Source organism: Sphingopyxis lindanitolerans, assembly GCF_002993885.1.
Lineage (GTDB): Bacteria > Pseudomonadota > Alphaproteobacteria > Sphingomonadales > Sphingomonadaceae > Sphingopyxis > Sphingopyxis lindanitolerans.
On the sequence record NZ_CM009578.1, the window covers coordinates 1,323,642 to 1,338,557 of the forward strand.

Sequence of the window (14,916 nt, forward strand, 5' to 3'; positions counted from 1 at the left end):
TCCATCGCCGGTCGGCGCAAGATGGAACTGGTAGGAGATGGGTCCCCGCCTTCGCGGGGACACGATAGTTTTTCCGCGGCAGCCTAAGCCTTCAATCGCTCCGCATGCCACGCGACATGTTCGGCCAGGAAGGTCGAGATGAAATAATAGCTGTGATCATAGCCCGGTTGCAGGCGGATTTCGGCTTTCTGCCCGGCGCGTTCGCACGCCTCGACCAGCAGCTCGGTCTTGAGCTGCTCGGCAAGGAAAGCATCGGCCTCGCCCTGATCGACGAGCAGGTCGGGCACCCGCAATCCCTGGTCGAGCAGCGCGCAGGCGTCATAGGCCTGCCAATCCTCGCGGTCGTCACCGAGGTAGCCGGTCAGTGCCTTCTCGCCCCACGGACACCTCGACGGCGCGACGATCGGTGAGAAGGCCGAGACCGAGCGAAAGCGGCCCAGACCCCGCAACCCAATGGTCAGCGCGCCGTGCCCGCCCATCGAATGGCCGGTGATCGCCTGCCGTGTCAGGTCGGCGCTCGCGAAATGGCGAAGCAGCAGCGACGGCAGTTCGTCCTCGATGTACGAACGCATGCGATAATGTTTCGCCCACGGCTGGGTGGTCGCATCGACATAGAAACCCGCGCCGAGCCCGAAATCCCACGCGCCATCGGGATCATCGGGAACCTCGTCTCCATTTGAATCGGGGCCGCGCGGGCTGGTGTCGGGCGCGACGAAGATGATACCATGCTCGGCGCAGGCGGCGCGATATTCGCCCTTTTCCATCACATTGGCGTGGGTGCAGGTCAGCCCCGATAGATACCAGAGTATGGGCAGCTTGGCCCCCGGCGCATGGTCGGGGACGAAGACTGCAAAGCTCATGTCGGTGCCGGTGGCCGCGCTGGCGTGCTTATAGACGCCCTGCGTCCCGCCATGGCTGCGATTGGTGGAGAGGGTTTCGATGGTCATGCGGGGTCCTGAACCGGAATGGGAGCGACAAGGGGCTGATGCCCCCAATGACGCAGCAGGTCGAGTATCGTCGCACCGCCAAGCCCGAGGGTCGCGGTGTTGCGAAGCGGGTGGACATTCACCCGGTCGGCGGCCGCTAGGCCCGCGTCGAGCACCACGGTGATGCTGCCGGGCGGCGCGTTGATCGCGGCGAGCGGCGTGACCGATCCGGGCGCGATACCGAGCAGCCGGTCCATATCCTCCGCCTTGCCGAAGCTCACGCGCTTGCTGCCGATCGCGGCGGGCAGCGCTTTCAGGTCAACGCGCGCCTCGCCGGGCACGGTAACCAGCCAATACGCCCCGCCGTTGTCCTTGAGGAACAGATTCTTGGTGTGGGCGCCGGGAATCGCGGCGTTCACTTCGTCGCTCTCGGCGACGGTGAACACCGCGACATGCTCATGCACGGCAAAGCGGATGGCAAGCGCATCAAGGTCCGCCATCAGGCCCGCTTCGCCGCGCATGATCGTCCTTACATCCGGTGCAGGGCGCAGAGTTTGTTGCCCGACGGATCGCGCAGATAGGCGAGATACATTTTCATGCCATTGCCTTCGCGCACCCCCGGCGGGTCTTCGATCGCGGTGCCGCCGGCTTCGACGCCCGCCGCGTGCCAGGCGTCGGCCTGTTCGGGATTCGCCATCGCGATGCCGATGGTGCAGCCATTGCCCGCGGTCGCCGGCTGGCCGTCGATCGGTGCGGTCACCAGGAACAGGCCACCATTGTGCACATAGATGAGGCGGCCCTTCTCGTCCTGAATCCCCGGCTTGCCGCCGACCGCCTGAAAGGTTGCGTCGTAGAATTTCTTCGAGGCGTCGAGGTCGTTCGACCCGACCATATTGTGACTATACATGTTTTGGCTCCTCCTGATTCTGGTTGCGAATTGATACGTATCGCGTTGCCTAGCGGAAGACCACCGTCTTGCGCCCGTCGATCAGCACGCGCTGTTCGGCGACCCAGCGCACCGCGCGCGCCAGCACCTGCGCCTCGATATCGCGGCCGGTGCGGATCAGGTCGTCGACCGATTGGCGATGGTCGACGCGTTCGACCGATTGCTCGATGATCGGCCCCTCATCAAGGTCGCCGGTAACGAAATGCGCGGTCGCACCGATCAGCTTCACCCCACGCTCGTGCGCGCGGTGATAAGGCTTGGCGCCCTTGAAACCGGGCAGGAAGCTGTGGTGGATGTTGATGCAGCGCCCCGCGAGCTTCGCCGAAAAATCACCCGACAATATCTGCATATAGCGCGCGAGCACCAGATAGTCGGCCTGCCCGCGCGCCATCAGGGCGAGGATCGCGGCTTCCTGCTCGGCCCGGTTCGCGTCATTCACCGGCAGATAGTGGAAGGGCACGCCATGCCATTCCGCCAAGCGCCGCTGCGCCTCGTGGTTCGAGACGATGCCAGCGATGTCGATCGCAAGATTGCCGGTCGACCAGCGGTGGAGCAGGTCGTTGAGGCAATGGCTGGCCTGCGACACCGCGATGACAAAGCGCGGCTTCGTGGCGCGATCGCTGATCCGCGCGTCCATGGCAAAGCGTTGGACGACCGGCGCGAAAGCGTCCTGCACCGCCGTCAGTCCCTCGGGAAAGCGCGGTCCCTCGCCGCGAAACTCGACGCGCATGAAGAAACGCCCCGAATCGAGATTGGCATATTGCTGGCTGTCGAGAATGAAGCCGTCGCGCTGTGCGAGCAGCCCCGTCACCGCGGCCACGATGCCCACCGCGTCGACGCAGCTGAAGGTCAGGACATAGGGTCCGGTCAATTCGTCGCTCCGCCCGCCACGTCAAAATGCCGCGTGTCCCCGCGAAGGCGGGGACCCATCACCTGCCGGATCGGACCGAAACCACCGGAGATGGGTCCCCGCCTTCGCGGGGACACACCAGATTTCAAGTCACCACTCGGCAAAAAAAGCAAGGTCTAGTAAACCACGACGCTGCGGATGCTTTCGCCCGCGTGCATCAGGTCGAAGCCTTTGTTGATCTCTTCGAGCGTCAGCACATGGGTGATCATCGGGTCGATCGCGATCTTGCCGTTCATATACCAGTCGATGATCTTGGGCACGTCGGTGCGGCCCTTGGCCCCGCCGAACGCGGTGCCCTTCCACACGCGGCCGGTGACGAGCTGGAACGGGCGGGTCGCGACTTCCTTGCCCGCTTCGGCGACGCCGATGATGATGCTTTCGCCCCAGCCGCGGTGACAGCATTCGAGCGCGGTGCGCATCACTTCGGTGTTGCCCGTGGCGTCGAAGCTGTAGTCGGCGCCGCCGTCGGTGACCTCGACGATCTTCGCCACGGTCTCGTCGCGCGACAGGCCCTTCGAGTTGATGAAGTGGGTCATGCCGAATTTGCGGCCCCATTCTTCGCGGTCGGGGTTGATGTCGATGCCGATGATCTTGTCGGCGCCGACCATCTTCGCACCCTGGATGACGTTGAGGCCGATGCCGCCGAGGCCGAAGACGACGACATTCTCGCCCGCCTGAACCTTTGCGGTGTTGACCACCGCGCCGACCCCGGTGGTGACGCCGCAACCGACGTAGCAGCTCGTCTGGAACGGCGCGTCCTCGCGGATCTTGGCGACCGCGATTTCGGGCAATACGGTGAAGTTCGAGAAGGTCGAGCAGCCCATATAATGGAAGATCGTCTGCCCCTTGTAGCTGAAGCGCGAGGTGCCGTCGGGCATCAGCCCCTTGCCCTGCGTCGCGCGGATCGCGGTGCAGAGATTGGTCTTGCCGCTGAGGCAGCTTTTGCACTGGCGGCATTCGGGGGTGTAGAGCGGGATCACATGGTCACCGGGCTTCACCGACGTCACGCCCGCGCCGACCTCGCGCACGATCCCTGCGCCCTCGTGTCCGAGCACACTCGGGAAGATGCCCTCGCTGTCGAAGCCGTCGAGCGTGTAAGCGTCGGTGTGGCAGATGCCCGTCGCCATGATCTCGACCAGCACCTCGCCCGCCTTCGGCCCTTCCAGGTCGAGTTCGACGATTTCGAGCGGCTTCTTCGCTTCGAATGCTACGGCGGCGCGGGTCTTCATGGGGAGGTCTCCTTCTCGGCGCTCCCAATCAGACAAACGCGGCGTCAATGCAAGATGCTGTTGACCCTCCTCATCGCAAGTCGATGGGAAGGGTCGGTCTCCAAACTTCGCCCAAAACTTCGTCATGCTGAACTTGTTTCAGCATCCATGGCCGGACCTTACGTCGAGCGCCGCGCCGGAGTGACAGGTCAGGCCATGGACCCTGAAACAAGTTCAGAGTGACGATGGAAATGTTGTTTCTGACCGATCTTAAAGCCACAAAAGCCCCGCACGCGACCATGCAATTTGTGTCTTTTGTGGCTTTAACGGCTCGCAAGACCCGCCTTAAGCACAGGCGCGAATATCGACGAGGTCAAAGAGCCGGAACGCAGGCTGGCACAGCGAAACAATGTAGGAAAGCAGCATTTGTCGGCCATGTCCCTCCATCGTCACCCCGGATCAAATTCGGGGTGACGAGTGAAGAACCCCCTCAACACTCCACCACGCTCACCGCCAGCCCGCCCTTCGACGTTTCCTTATATTTGTCGCGCATGTCGCGGCCCGTTTGCAGCATCGTCGCGATCACCGTGTCGAGGCTGACGACGTGCGTGCCGTCGCCGATCATCGCGATGCGGCTGGCGTCGATCGCCTTGATTGCGCCCATCGCGTTGCGCTCGATGCACGGGATCTGCACCAGCCCGCCGATCGGGTCGCAGGTGAGGCCGAGGTTATGCTCCATGCCGATCTCGGCGGCGTTCTCGACCTGCGCGTTGGTGCCGCCGAGCGCGGCGGTCAGCCCCGCCGCGGCCATCGAACAGGCGACGCCGACCTCGCCCTGGCAGCCGACCTCGGCGCCCGAGATGCTGGCGTTGCGCTTGTAGAGCGCGCCGACCGCGCCAGCGGCGAGGAGGAAGGTTCGCACGCCCTTCGCATCGCCGCGATAGCTGCGGCGGTAATAGCGAATCACCGCCGGGATGATCCCCGCGGCGCCGTTGGTCGGCGCGGTGACGACCTTGCCGCCCGCGGCATTTTCCTCGTTCACCGCCATCGCCCACAGGTTGATCCAGTCCATCATCGCCATCGGATCGGACAGATTCGCTTCGTGTCGTTCGCGAATGTCGGCGGCGATCTGCGGCGCGCGGCGCTTGACCTTGAGTCCGCCGGGCAGGACGCCGGTGCTCGCGCAGCCCGCGTCGATCGACCCGTCCATCGCGGCGGCGATCGCGTCAATCCCGGCCTCGACCTCCGCAAGGCCGCGGTGGACGAGTTCATTGTCGAGCATCATCTCGGCGAAACTCTTTCCCGACGCCGCGCCCATGCTCAGCAGGTCGGCGCCCGAGGTGAAGGAAAAGGGCAGTTCCACCTCATCCTCGGCGCCGCGACTGTTGCGCCCCGCCTCATCCTCATCGACGACGAAGCCGCCGCCGATCGAGAAATACATCCGCTTGACGAGGATTTCGCCGTCGCCATCGCGCGCGGTGAAGCTGAGCGCATTGCTGTGGAAGGGCTGGCGCTGCTTCATCTGGAAGTGCAGGTCGCTTGTCGGCTGGAAGCGCACGCGCTGACGGCCGAGCAGGTAGAGAAAACCCTCGCCCACCGCGCGGTCCCAATGCGCCTTGATCGCGGCGAGACTGGTCGAGGCGGGGATTTCACCGGCTAGCCCGGCGACAATCGCGGTGTCGGCGGCGTGCCCCTTGCCGGTCAGCGCGAGCGAGCCGTAGAGGTCGGCCTCGACGTGCACGGTCTTGCCCAGCAGGCCGATTTCATCGAGCCAGGTCGTGAAACGCCGCGCCGCCACCATTGGGCCGACGGTGTGCGAGCTGGAGGGGCCGACACCGATTTTGAAGAGTTCGAAAAGGCTGATCGTCATGGCGGCGCTATATAAGACGCACCGCCGGGGCGATAGGACATTGGCAAGAGATTATCGCCGATTGAAAAGCCGTGTGTCCCCGCCTTCGCGGGGACACACTCTTTCCGACGACGGAAGATCAGCCCGGATAGGCCCAGGCGCCGTCGCGCGACAGATTCTCGGCGGCGAAATCCCAGTTCAGCAGTTCGTCGACCACCGCATCGACATAGGCCGGGCGCAGATTCTTGCGGTCGATGTAATAGGCATGTTCCCACACGTCGATCACCAGCAGCGGCTTGATGCCCGCGGTGACTTCGGTGCCGGCGTCGTGCGTGTCGGTCACCGACAGCTTGCCGTCCTTGGCGACGAGCCAGGCCCAACCCGACGCGAAATGATTGACCGCGGTTTCCTTGAGCTTCTTCTTGAGATCGTCGAGCGAACCGAAGTCGCGGTCGATCGCCGCCGCGAGATCGCCCGACGGCGCGGTCTTCCTGGGCGACAGGCTGTTCCAGTAGAAAGCGTGGTTCCACGACTGGGCGCTATTGTTGAACAGGCCCTTGTTGCCCGCACCCTCGGCGTGGTGGATGATTTCCTCGAGGCTCTTGTCGGCAAGCTCGGTGCCTTCGATCGCGGCATTCGTCTTGTCGATATAGGCCTTGTGATGCTTGCCATGGTGCGTCGCAAGCGTGTCGGCCGAAATATGCGGCGCCAGCGCGTCCTCGGCATAGGGTAGCGGCGGGAAAGCGATCGTCATGGCAGTCTCCATTTTTCTGTTTGGATAGGCCTCTAATTCGGCCCTCCGCCTGATGGTTGCAAGCCCTACGCGGGCAATTTTTCCTTCCCCGCCCTCAACTCATGTCACCATCGCGCGCAGCGTCGCGATCCGGTCGGCCTCTTCGGCGGGCTTGTCGCGGCGGATGCGCGATATGCGCGGGAAGCGCATCGCCAGCCCCGACTTGTGACGTTTCGAGGTATGGATCGAGTCGAAGGCGACTTCGAGCACGAGCGACTTTTCGACCTCGCGTACTGGGCCAAAGCGGTTCAGCGTGTGGTCGCGCACGAACTTGTCGAGCCATTTGAGCTCCTCGTCGGTGAAACCCGAATAGGCTTTGCCGACGGGCAACAACTCGCCTTCGTCGGACCAGCAGCCGAAGCTATAGTCCGAATAGAAGCTGGCGCGACGCCCGTTGCCGCGCTGCGCGTACATCATCACGCAATCGGCGACGAGTGGGTCGCGTTTCCATTTATACCAGAGCCCGGCGCGGCGGCCCGCCACATAAGGCGCATCGCGCCGCTTGAGCATCACCCCTTCGATCGCGGCATCGCGCGCGCCCGCGCGGCGTTCGGCGAGGTCGGCGAAATCCTTGGCATCGATCAGCTCTGACAAGTCGAAATGACTGGCGGCGAGGCGCGGCACGAACGCCTCCAACTGCCGCCGCCGCTCGGTCCATGGCAGCCCGCGCAGATCGTTGCCGTCGATGCCAAGCAGGTCGTAGACGCGCACGAACGCCGGATAATCGGCGAGCATCTTTTTCGACACCGTCTTGCGCCCAAGTCTTTGCTGGAGCGCGTTGAAGCTCGCGGCCCCTCCCTGTGTTTCCGGGCCGCCCTGCACTTCGCCGCGCACGAGCAGTTCGCCGTCGATCACCGCCTCCTGGTCGAAGGCCGAGAGCAGTTCGGGAAAGGCGGCGCTGATCTCCTCGCCGCCGCGGCTGTAGATGCGCGTCTCGCCGCCGCCACCGCCACGCACGATCTGGACGCGAATCCCGTCCCATTTCCATTCGGCGGCATAGTCGGCGAGATCGACGCTCTCCTCTGCCAGAGGATGCGCGAGCATGAAGGGGCGGAAGAAGGCGACGTCGGCAAGGTCGGGTCGCGGCGCCCTGCCCTCACCCCACGCGAAGAGGGGGCCATAGGGCGGCGGGATCGCGTGCCACAGTTCCTCGACATCATCGACGGGGACGGCGAAGGCCTGCGCGAACGCCTGTTTCGCGAGCCGCGCCGACACCCCGACGCGCATCCCCCCGAGCGCGAGCTTGAGCAGGGCATAGCGGCCATCGGCATCGAGCCGGTCGAGGAGCGAGGCGAGGATGGCCGGGGCGTCGCTGCGGGTGGCGGCGGAGAGAGCATCGACGGCTTGGCCGACGCTGAGGGAAGATGGCGGGGTTTCCGAACCCATGCGATTTCCCGAGCGAGCCCCTCGGCTTCGCTCGGCGAATCGGGTTGGCCCTGTTCCCTTGTTTGGCTCCGGCCACAGCAGCGCCGCGGTTTCGGCGGTATCCCCCACGAAATGCCGCGACAGACGGAACAATTCCTCATCGACCCGCGTCGCCAGCAGCGCCCGCACCATCGCCGATTTCACCGCCGGAAAATCGAGGCTCTCGGTCAGCGCGGCGATCGCCCAGCCGCGATCGGGATCGGGGGTGTGCTTCAGATAATCGACGATCAGCGCGAGCTTCGTGTTGCGCGACCGCGTATAGATCAGCCGGTCGATCAGGGCCGCGAAGCGCTTCACGCCTCCTCCTCCAGATCGCGCCCGACGAGATGGAGCGCGCGCGCCTTGCGCTGCGTCAGTTCGCACCAGCGCAGCAGGCCGTCCTCGCTACCGTGGGTGATCCAGCTTTCCTGCGGGTTTACCTCGGCGATCGTCGCCGTGAGTTCGTCCCAGTCGGCGTGGTCGGAGATCACCAGCGGCAGTTCGACCATCCGCTGCCGCGCACGCTGGCGCACGCGCATCCAGCCCGACGCCATCGCGGTCACCGGATCGGGCAGCCGCCGTGACCAGCGATCATTCAGCGCCGAAGGCGGTGCGAGGACGATCTGCCCCGTCATCACGGCCTTGTCGGTTTCGCTGACGAGCCGCAATTCGCCAAGGTCGACGCCATGCGCGGCATAAAGCGCACACATGCGTTCGAGCGCGCCGTGGATATAGATGGGCGCTTCCCACCCAGCGGCGCGCAATTCGGCGATCACCCGCTGCGCCTTGCCCAGCGCATAGGCGCCGACGAGCACCGCCCGGTCGGGCTCGGCGCGCACCGCACCGATCAGCTTGGCGATCTCGCCCTCGGTCGGCGGGTGGCGGAACACCGGCAAGCCGAAAGTCGCCTCGGTAATGAAGATGTCGCACGGCACCACCTCGAACGGCGCGCAGGTCGGATCGGGCCGCCGCTTGTAATCGCCCGTGACGACGATCCGTTCACCAGCATATTCCATCGCTATCTGCGCGCTGCCCAGCACATGCCCCGCCGGATGAAAGGAAAAGCGCACCCCACCGCGTTCGAACCCATCACCGTAAGCGAATGCCTGATTATGACTCGCCTCGGCATCGACGCCATAACGCAGGGCCATGATCGCCAGCGTCTCCGGCGTCGCGAAGACCGATCCGTGGCCGCTGCGCGCATGGTCGGCGTGGCCGTGGGTCACCGCGGCGTGTGCGACGGGGCGCGACGGATCGATCCACAGGTCGGCGGGCTTTACATAAAGTCCGTGCGGATGCGGTTCGAGCCAGGATTTGCCGCGCGTCGTCATTTCGCCCACATAGCATGACGAACAAAAAAGGAACAAATTCCTTTATGGTTCAGGCTTCGCGCCACCGGGCCGGCAGGGCGATTTCGACGATCAGCCCATCCGGCTTCCAATGCCGTTCGATCGTGCCGCCCAGATTGTTGCGCACGCTGCGTTCCATCAGCAGCGTGCCGAAACTCGTCCGATCGGGGGCGACGACGACGGTGGCGCCGCCGCTTTCGGTCCAGGTCAGCCGGAACAGGCGCGGCTCGCTCGCTTCGGGATCCTGCGTCCATGCTACGTCTACCTGCCCCTTGGCGCCGGTCAGCGCACCATGCTTGACCGCGTTCGTCGCCAGTTCGTTGAACAGCAGCGCCATCGCGACCAGCGCATTTTCGGGAAGCAAAAGGTCGGGCCCCGACCAGCGGATGCGCGGAAAACTCGCCTCGACCTCGCGCATCAGCGCGTGCATCGAACCCGTCATGAAATTGGCACTGAGCAGAACATTCTGCGCACGATTGAGCGCGTCGAGCCGACTGCTGATCCGTTCGACATAATCATCGACGTCGCGCGCCGCGTGCCGCGTCAGCGAAATGATCGCGCTGACCGTCGCGAACAGGTTGCGCATCCGATGGTGCAGTTCGCGCATCAGCAGATTGGCATTTTCCTGCCGACTCTTCTGTTCGGTGATATCGATGCTGATCCCGGTCAGAACGGCGTCATCGTCGTGCACATCCCAGTCGCCACGAACGCCGAGCCAGCGCACGCCGCGTTCGGGATGAACGATCCGGTGTTCGATGGCATAGGGGGTGCCGCCCGCGACCGCCTCGTCGATCGCCACCTGCGCGCGCGCGCGATCATCGGGATGGATGCGCTCGAAAATCCCGTCGCGGGTGCGCAGCGCACTTTCCCAGTCGGCGCCCCACAGGTCCGCCACCGCGCCGCGCCATGCCGCGAGTCCGGTGCGCGAATCATAGCGCCAGGTCGCGATGCCCGAATAATCGAGCGCACGCTCGAGCGTCCGCCGCGCTTCGTTGCGCTCGACGACGATGCGGCGCAGTTCGGCCTCGGCCATGATGATCGCCGCGAAATCCTCGAGCCGCTCAAGCTCGCGCGCATCCGGAAACGCGCGCTCGCGGTGGTCGATGATACAGAGCGTGCCGAGCACCGCGCCATTGTAGGCGCGCAGCGGCACCCCCGCGTAAAAGCGGATGAAGGGTTCGCCGGTCACCATTATATTGTCCCGGAAACGCGCGTCGGCGCGCGCGTCGGTCACGATCAGCGGCGCATCGCCGGTCACCACATGCTGACAGAAACTGATGTCGCGGGAGGTTTCCTCGATGTCGAGCCCGTGCGCCGACTTGAACCACTGGCGGTTGTCCTCGACGAGCGTCACGAGCGAGATCGGTGCGTCGAACAGGTCGGCGACCAATTTGGTCACCCGGTCGAACGCCGCCTCACGACCGCTCCCCAGCAGCCGATATTCGCGAAGGGTTTCGAGTCGCCACGCCTCGCGCTGCATGGCATCGCCGTCTCCGCCATCCGCCAAGGCCGCTCCCCCTGTTCCTGCCCCCACCGGTGTCGGTGCACCGATACCCGCGCCGGGCCGCTCTGCCATGAATCGGGTTCCTAAAAAAGCATCGTGGCGAACCTGAGGAAAAGTGGAATAATTCCGCTACCTTAGGCACCAATTCGGTCGCGTCCCGGCAGAGTCTACGCTTTGAACGCCAACAAGTTGCAGCGAAACGGCACGCCCGGCCAGCGGGAACCCGAACCATGCGCGCCGCGTATCCTCTTTGACAAGAGGGAGCATCAGGATGAGCTTGGGTGAAGAAATCCGCGGACATCTGCCATTCCTGCGGCGCTACGCGCGCGCGCTGACCGGCAGTCAGCACCATGGCGACAATTTCGTTCACACGACGCTGGAGGTGATCGTCGCGGCGCCGCAGGAATTCCGCGCCGACGCCGACATCCGCATCGATCTCTACCGTCATTTCCACCGCATCTGGGAAAGCGCGTTCCTGGGCGATGGTGAAGGCGCCGACGACGAAGAGGATCCGCTGGTCCGCGCTGCTAATCGCCACCTCGCGCGCATCACGCCGCTCGGTCGGCAGATGCTGCTGCTCACCGCTCTCGAGGGCTTTTCGATCACCGAAACCGCGCGGATCACCGGCACCAATGCCGCGACGGTCGAAGCGCTGCTCGGCGAGATGGTGGGGGATATCGACCGCGAGGCGCGCACGTCGGTGCTGATCGTCGAGGACGAACCGCTGATCGCGATGGAACTCGAACAGATCGTCCGCCGCCTCGGCCACGACGTCGCCGGCATTGCCACGACGCACGCGGACGCGGTCGCCGCCTTCCGGCACAGCGACGCGGGCCTCATCCTCGCCGATATCCAACTCGCCGACGGTTCGTCCGGGATCGACGCGGTTCAGGACATGTTGGCGGTCGCGCCGGTGCCGGCGATCTTCATCACCGCCTTTCCCGAGCGGCTGCTCACCGGCCATTGCGTCGAACCGACCTTCCTGATCTCCAAGCCGTTCCGCGAGAATACCGTGCGCGCGGCGATCAGCCAGAGCCTGCTCTTCACACCGCAACTTGCGGCGTAACGCACCCGGACGCTTCAGTCCGGCGAAGGCCCACCGCCGGTCAATTGATCGACCTCGCCCATGATCGTGGCGAAGGCTTCGCTCGGCGCCAAGGTCGTCGTGCTCCGCAGCGGCATCTCACCACTTTCGAGGATCGCGTGCAGCGCGGTGCGCGCGCGAGAGACACGGCTTTTCATCGTGCCGACCGCGCAGCCGCAGATCTCCGCCCCCTCTTCATAGGATAATTGGCCCGCGCCGATCAGCACCAGCGCCTCGCGCTGGTCGACCGGCAGCAGCAGAAGCGCGCGCTGGACGTCGGCCAGGTGCAGGCTGTCGGCCTGGTTGTCGGGCGCGACAAGCAGCCGTTCGGCGGCAAGTTCGTCATAGTCGGCGGTGAATTTCTTGCGCCGCATCTGCGACAGGAAACAATTGCGCAGGATCACGAAGGCCCAACTCTTCATGCTCGACCCGCCCGGAATATAGGATGCGCGGGCCTTCCACGCCTTCAGCATCGTTTCCTGGACCAGATCGTCGGCAAGGTCCGCGTTGCCGGTCAGGCTGCGGCCGAAAGCGCGCAGATGAGGCAACATCGCCGCCAGTTCGTTCTTGAAGCTGACATCGTCAAGGGGGCGGGCGGATTCGTCGCTGATAAATGGGCTTTCGTTACAAGACGTCGGTATCAGTAGCGGAATGAAGCACGAGCTTAGCGCCCGATGCAAGGCTTGAAAACCCTAAGTAACTCATAAGATTTCATATTGGTCACAGGACGGCGATGTGCCTTTCGCGCCACAGTCGGCGATAAAAATCGACGGGCTGCGGGAACCCGCGGTCCCGTCTGTCGTTGCTTCGGCATGGCAACGCACGGCAACAACAGAATCGATGGCCCGGATCGGCATTCGTCCGCGTCCGACGCGCCGCGCCGGGCGAACGGAAGCTTTCCCGGCAACGGCAGCGATCAGTGGCATCGTACGCTCACCGGGCGCCAGTCGCCCGAGCCGGTCGGGGCGAAGCTGCGGATGATCTATGGCAATATCCTCGCCGAACAATTGCCCGACCATATGCTCGATCTTCTGTCGCGACTCGATAGCAAAAGCCCGAAGCAATAATGACCCGAACCGACACGGCGTCACCGCCGCATGACGAAAATTCGCATACAGACAGCGAATTCAAGCTGTTGCTCGCGGGCGTGATTCCGCACCTTCGCGCTTATGGCCGCAGCCTGTCGGGCAATCCCGATCTGGCCGACGACCTGACGCAGGACACGATGGTCAAGGCCTGGGCCTCGCGCGATCGGTTCGAAAAGGGCACGTCGATCAAGGCGTGGACCTTCGTCATCCTGCGCAACACTTTCCTGTCGCAGATGCGCCGCAACAAGTTCCACGGCGAATATGACGAGAGCGCGGTCGAGCGCACACTGTCGACCCCGGCGCGGCAGGAAGATGCCAGCGAGATGGCCGACCTCCAGCGCGCGCTGATGGAATTGCCGCAGGACCAGCGCGAGGCGTTGATCCTCGTCGGCGCCGGGGGCCTGTCCTACGAGGAAGCGGCGGCGATCTGCGACTGCGCGCTCGGCACGATGAAGAGCCGGGTATCGCGCGCGCGGGCCGCGCTCGAGGAGATCATGGTGCGCGGACAATTCTCGCAAAAGCGCGCCGACACCCCCGCCGCGAGCGAGGCGATCGACGCGATCATGGACAGCGTCGAGGAAATCACCGCGCGGCGCGAGGCGTCGGGCGGCTGAGCGCCTCTCGACATCCGGGTCGAGCCGCGCCAGACTGGCCCATCCCAGCAAAGCGAGCCTTTTCCCGATGAAGAAACTATCCACCCTCGCCTTGTCGGCCGCGATGATCGTCGCGGCCTGTTCGTCGGGTCCGGCGAGCAATGCCGCCGACACCGCGGCGCTCGACGCTTCGGGCGACCAGCCCGCGACTCCGCTCGCCGAAGCGCCCTTCACGGTGCGCGAGATCGCGCGCTTCGACGAGCCCTGGGCGATGACCTTCCTTCCCGGCGGCCAGCAGGCACTGGTCACCGAACGCGCGGGCAAGCTCAAGCTCTGGCGGGAAAACGGCCCGACACGCGACGTCGCGGGCGCGCCGGCGGTCGCCTATGGCGGCCAGGGCGGTCTTGGCGACGTGATCCTCGCGCCCGATTTCGCGCGCTCGGGCACCATCTATCTGAGCTGGGTCGAGGCGGGCAGCGGCGACAGCTTCGGTGCGGTCGTCGGCAAGGCGACGCTCGTGCAGGGTGCGGCGCCGCGGCTCGAGGGCCTGCGAATCATCTGGAAGCAGGATCCGAAACTTCCCGGCCGCGGCCATTTCTCGCACCGCCTCGCCTTCTCCCCCGACGGCCAATATCTGTTCATCACCTCGGGCGAGCGGCAGAAGTTCGATCCCGCGCAGGATATGGGGAAGAATCTCGGCAAGATCGTCCGCCTGAAACCCGACGGCAGCGTCCCCGCCGACAATCCCTTTGCCGAAAGGGGCGGCGTCACCGCGCAAATCTGGTCACTCGGCCACCGCAACCTGCTCGGCATCGCCTTCGACGGCAGCGGCAAGCTGTGGCAGCAGGAAATGGGGCCGAAGGGCGGCGACGAGGTCAATCTGGTCGAGCGCGGCGCCAATTATGGCTATCCGATCGTGTCGAACGGCAGCCATTATGACGGCAAGGATATTCCCGATCACCCGACGCGCCCCGAATATGCGGCGCCGAAACTCTGGTGGAACCCGTCGATCTCGCCCGCCGGGCTCGCCTGGTATGGCGGCGACCTGTATCCGGGCTGGAAGAACAGCCTCTTGATGGGAGCGCTGTCGGGCCAGGGGCTGATCCGGATGGCGATCGACGGCGACACGCTCCACAAGGCCGACCGCTGGGACTTCGGCCAGCGCATCCGCGAGGTCGAGGTCGGCGAGGACGGCGCGGTCTGGCTGCTCGGCGACGGCAAGGACGGCAAGCTGATGCGGCTGGTTCCCAAAGGCCAATAGC

At 64.9% G+C, this 14,916-nt stretch carries 15 protein-coding genes; 4 read left to right on the forward strand and 11 right to left on the reverse strand.

Annotated features, from left to right (window positions below; all coding sequences use genetic code 11):
- Positions 1-83: 83 nt before the first annotated feature.
- From fghA to CVO77_RS06385, 10 genes are all read right to left on the reverse strand, one after another.
- Positions 84-947, reverse strand: coding sequence for an S-formylglutathione hydrolase (fghA, locus tag CVO77_RS06340; protein WP_105998384.1), 864 nt, complete (start codon positions 945-947; stop codon positions 84-86).
- Complete coding sequence (locus CVO77_RS06345; RefSeq protein WP_105998385.1) at positions 944-1,447, reverse strand: prolyl-tRNA synthetase associated domain-containing protein; 504 nt, start codon at positions 1,445-1,447, stop codon at positions 944-946. The genes fghA and CVO77_RS06345 overlap by 4 nt, the downstream gene beginning before the upstream one ends.
- An 8-nt stretch (positions 1,448-1,455) precedes the next feature.
- On the reverse strand, positions 1,456-1,833 hold the full coding sequence (locus CVO77_RS06350; protein ID WP_105998386.1) for a VOC family protein: 378 nt from the start codon (positions 1,831-1,833) through the stop codon (positions 1,456-1,458).
- A 49-nt stretch (positions 1,834-1,882) separates the two neighbouring features.
- Positions 1,883-2,743 carry a formyltetrahydrofolate deformylase gene (purU, locus tag CVO77_RS06355; protein ID WP_105998387.1) on the reverse strand — a complete coding sequence of 287 codons (861 nt, stop codon included), beginning with the start codon at positions 2,741-2,743 and terminating at the stop codon, positions 1,883-1,885.
- A 155-nt stretch (positions 2,744-2,898) separates the two neighbouring features.
- Entirely contained in the window at positions 2,899-4,011 is a 1,113-nt protein-coding gene (locus tag CVO77_RS06360; RefSeq protein WP_105998388.1) for an S-(hydroxymethyl)glutathione dehydrogenase/class III alcohol dehydrogenase, read from the reverse strand.
- Between the two features lie 469 nt (positions 4,012-4,480).
- Positions 4,481-5,860, reverse strand: coding sequence for an L-serine ammonia-lyase (locus tag CVO77_RS06365; protein WP_105998389.1), 1,380 nt, complete (start codon positions 5,858-5,860; stop codon positions 4,481-4,483).
- 118 nt (positions 5,861-5,978) lie between these two features.
- The gene (locus CVO77_RS06370; RefSeq protein WP_105998390.1) at positions 5,979-6,593 is read right to left on the reverse strand and encodes a superoxide dismutase; all 615 of its coding nucleotides are present in this window, start codon (positions 6,591-6,593) and stop codon (positions 5,979-5,981) included.
- 99 nt (positions 6,594-6,692) lie between these two features.
- Positions 6,693-8,354 (reverse strand): cisplatin damage response ATP-dependent DNA ligase, encoded by a 1,662-nt coding sequence (locus tag CVO77_RS06375; protein WP_105998391.1) that lies wholly within the window; start codon positions 8,352-8,354, stop codon positions 6,693-6,695.
- Positions 8,351-9,367, reverse strand: coding sequence for a ligase-associated DNA damage response exonuclease (locus tag CVO77_RS06380; RefSeq protein WP_105998392.1), 1,017 nt, complete (start codon positions 9,365-9,367; stop codon positions 8,351-8,353). The genes CVO77_RS06375 and CVO77_RS06380 overlap by 4 nt, the downstream gene beginning before the upstream one ends.
- Before the next feature lie 49 nt (positions 9,368-9,416).
- Positions 9,417-10,892 carry a GAF domain-containing protein gene (locus CVO77_RS06385; protein ID WP_242446120.1) on the reverse strand — a complete coding sequence of 492 codons (1,476 nt, stop codon included), beginning with the start codon at positions 10,890-10,892 and terminating at the stop codon, positions 9,417-9,419.
- 268 nt (positions 10,893-11,160) lie between these two features.
- Between CVO77_RS06385 and CVO77_RS06390 the strand changes: the two genes are divergently transcribed.
- The gene (locus CVO77_RS06390; protein ID WP_105998394.1) at positions 11,161-11,955 is read left to right on the forward strand and encodes a response regulator; all 795 of its coding nucleotides are present in this window, start codon (positions 11,161-11,163) and stop codon (positions 11,953-11,955) included.
- Positions 11,956-11,969: 14 nt separating this feature from the next.
- On the opposite strand, the gene CVO77_RS06395 is transcribed toward CVO77_RS06390, so the two are convergent.
- Entirely contained in the window at positions 11,970-12,524 is a 555-nt protein-coding gene (locus tag CVO77_RS06395) for a sigma-70 family RNA polymerase sigma factor (protein ID WP_105998395.1), read from the reverse strand.
- Between the two features lie 261 nt (positions 12,525-12,785).
- On the opposite strand from CVO77_RS06395, the gene CVO77_RS21235 reads away from it, so the two are divergent.
- The 3 genes from CVO77_RS21235 (at position 12,786) to CVO77_RS06410 (ending at position 14,915) form a co-directional block, all read left to right on the forward strand.
- On the forward strand, positions 12,786-13,040 hold the full coding sequence (locus CVO77_RS21235; protein ID WP_105998396.1) for a NepR family anti-sigma factor: 255 nt from the start codon (positions 12,786-12,788) through the stop codon (positions 13,038-13,040).
- Positions 13,040-13,675, forward strand: a complete 636-nt coding sequence (locus CVO77_RS06405; protein WP_105998397.1) for a sigma-70 family RNA polymerase sigma factor — start codon at positions 13,040-13,042, stop codon at positions 13,673-13,675. The genes CVO77_RS21235 and CVO77_RS06405 overlap by 1 nt, the downstream gene beginning before the upstream one ends.
- A 67-nt stretch (positions 13,676-13,742) precedes the next feature.
- Positions 13,743-14,915 (forward strand): PQQ-dependent sugar dehydrogenase, encoded by a 1,173-nt coding sequence (locus tag CVO77_RS06410; protein WP_192878876.1) that lies wholly within the window; start codon positions 13,743-13,745, stop codon positions 14,913-14,915.
- Position 14,916 lies beyond the last annotated feature (1 nt).

Excerpts from the sequence above, each read along its gene's own strand:
- fghA (WP_105998384.1), bottom strand. The coding sequence starts at position 947 with ATGACCATCGAAACCCTCTCCACCAATCGCAGCCATGGCGGGACGCAG.
- CVO77_RS06345 (WP_105998385.1), bottom strand. The coding sequence starts at position 1,447 with ATGCGCGGCGAAGCGGGCCTGATGGCGGACCTTGATGCGCTTGCCATC.
- CVO77_RS06350 (WP_105998386.1), bottom strand. The coding sequence starts at position 1,833 with ATGTATAGTCACAATATGGTCGGGTCGAACGACCTCGACGCCTCGAAG.
- CVO77_RS06360 (WP_105998388.1), bottom strand. The coding sequence starts at position 4,011 with ATGAAGACCCGCGCCGCCGTAGCATTCGAAGCGAAGAAGCCGCTCGAA.
- CVO77_RS06365 (WP_105998389.1), bottom strand. The coding sequence starts at position 5,860 with ATGACGATCAGCCTTTTCGAACTCTTCAAAATCGGTGTCGGCCCCTCC.
- CVO77_RS06370 (WP_105998390.1), bottom strand. The coding sequence starts at position 6,593 with ATGACGATCGCTTTCCCGCCGCTACCCTATGCCGAGGACGCGCTGGCG.
- CVO77_RS06380 (WP_105998392.1), bottom strand. The coding sequence starts at position 9,367 with ATGACGACGCGCGGCAAATCCTGGCTCGAACCGCATCCGCACGGACTT.
- CVO77_RS06390 (WP_105998394.1), top strand. The coding sequence starts at position 11,161 with ATGAGCTTGGGTGAAGAAATCCGCGGACATCTGCCATTCCTGCGGCGC.
- CVO77_RS06395 (WP_105998395.1), bottom strand. The coding sequence starts at position 12,524 with ATGTTGCCTCATCTGCGCGCTTTCGGCCGCAGCCTGACCGGCAACGCG.
- CVO77_RS21235 (WP_105998396.1), top strand. The coding sequence starts at position 12,786 with ATGGCAACGCACGGCAACAACAGAATCGATGGCCCGGATCGGCATTCG.
- CVO77_RS06405 (WP_105998397.1), top strand. The coding sequence starts at position 13,040 with ATGACCCGAACCGACACGGCGTCACCGCCGCATGACGAAAATTCGCAT.
- CVO77_RS06410 (WP_192878876.1), top strand. The coding sequence starts at position 13,743 with ATGAAGAAACTATCCACCCTCGCCTTGTCGGCCGCGATGATCGTCGCG.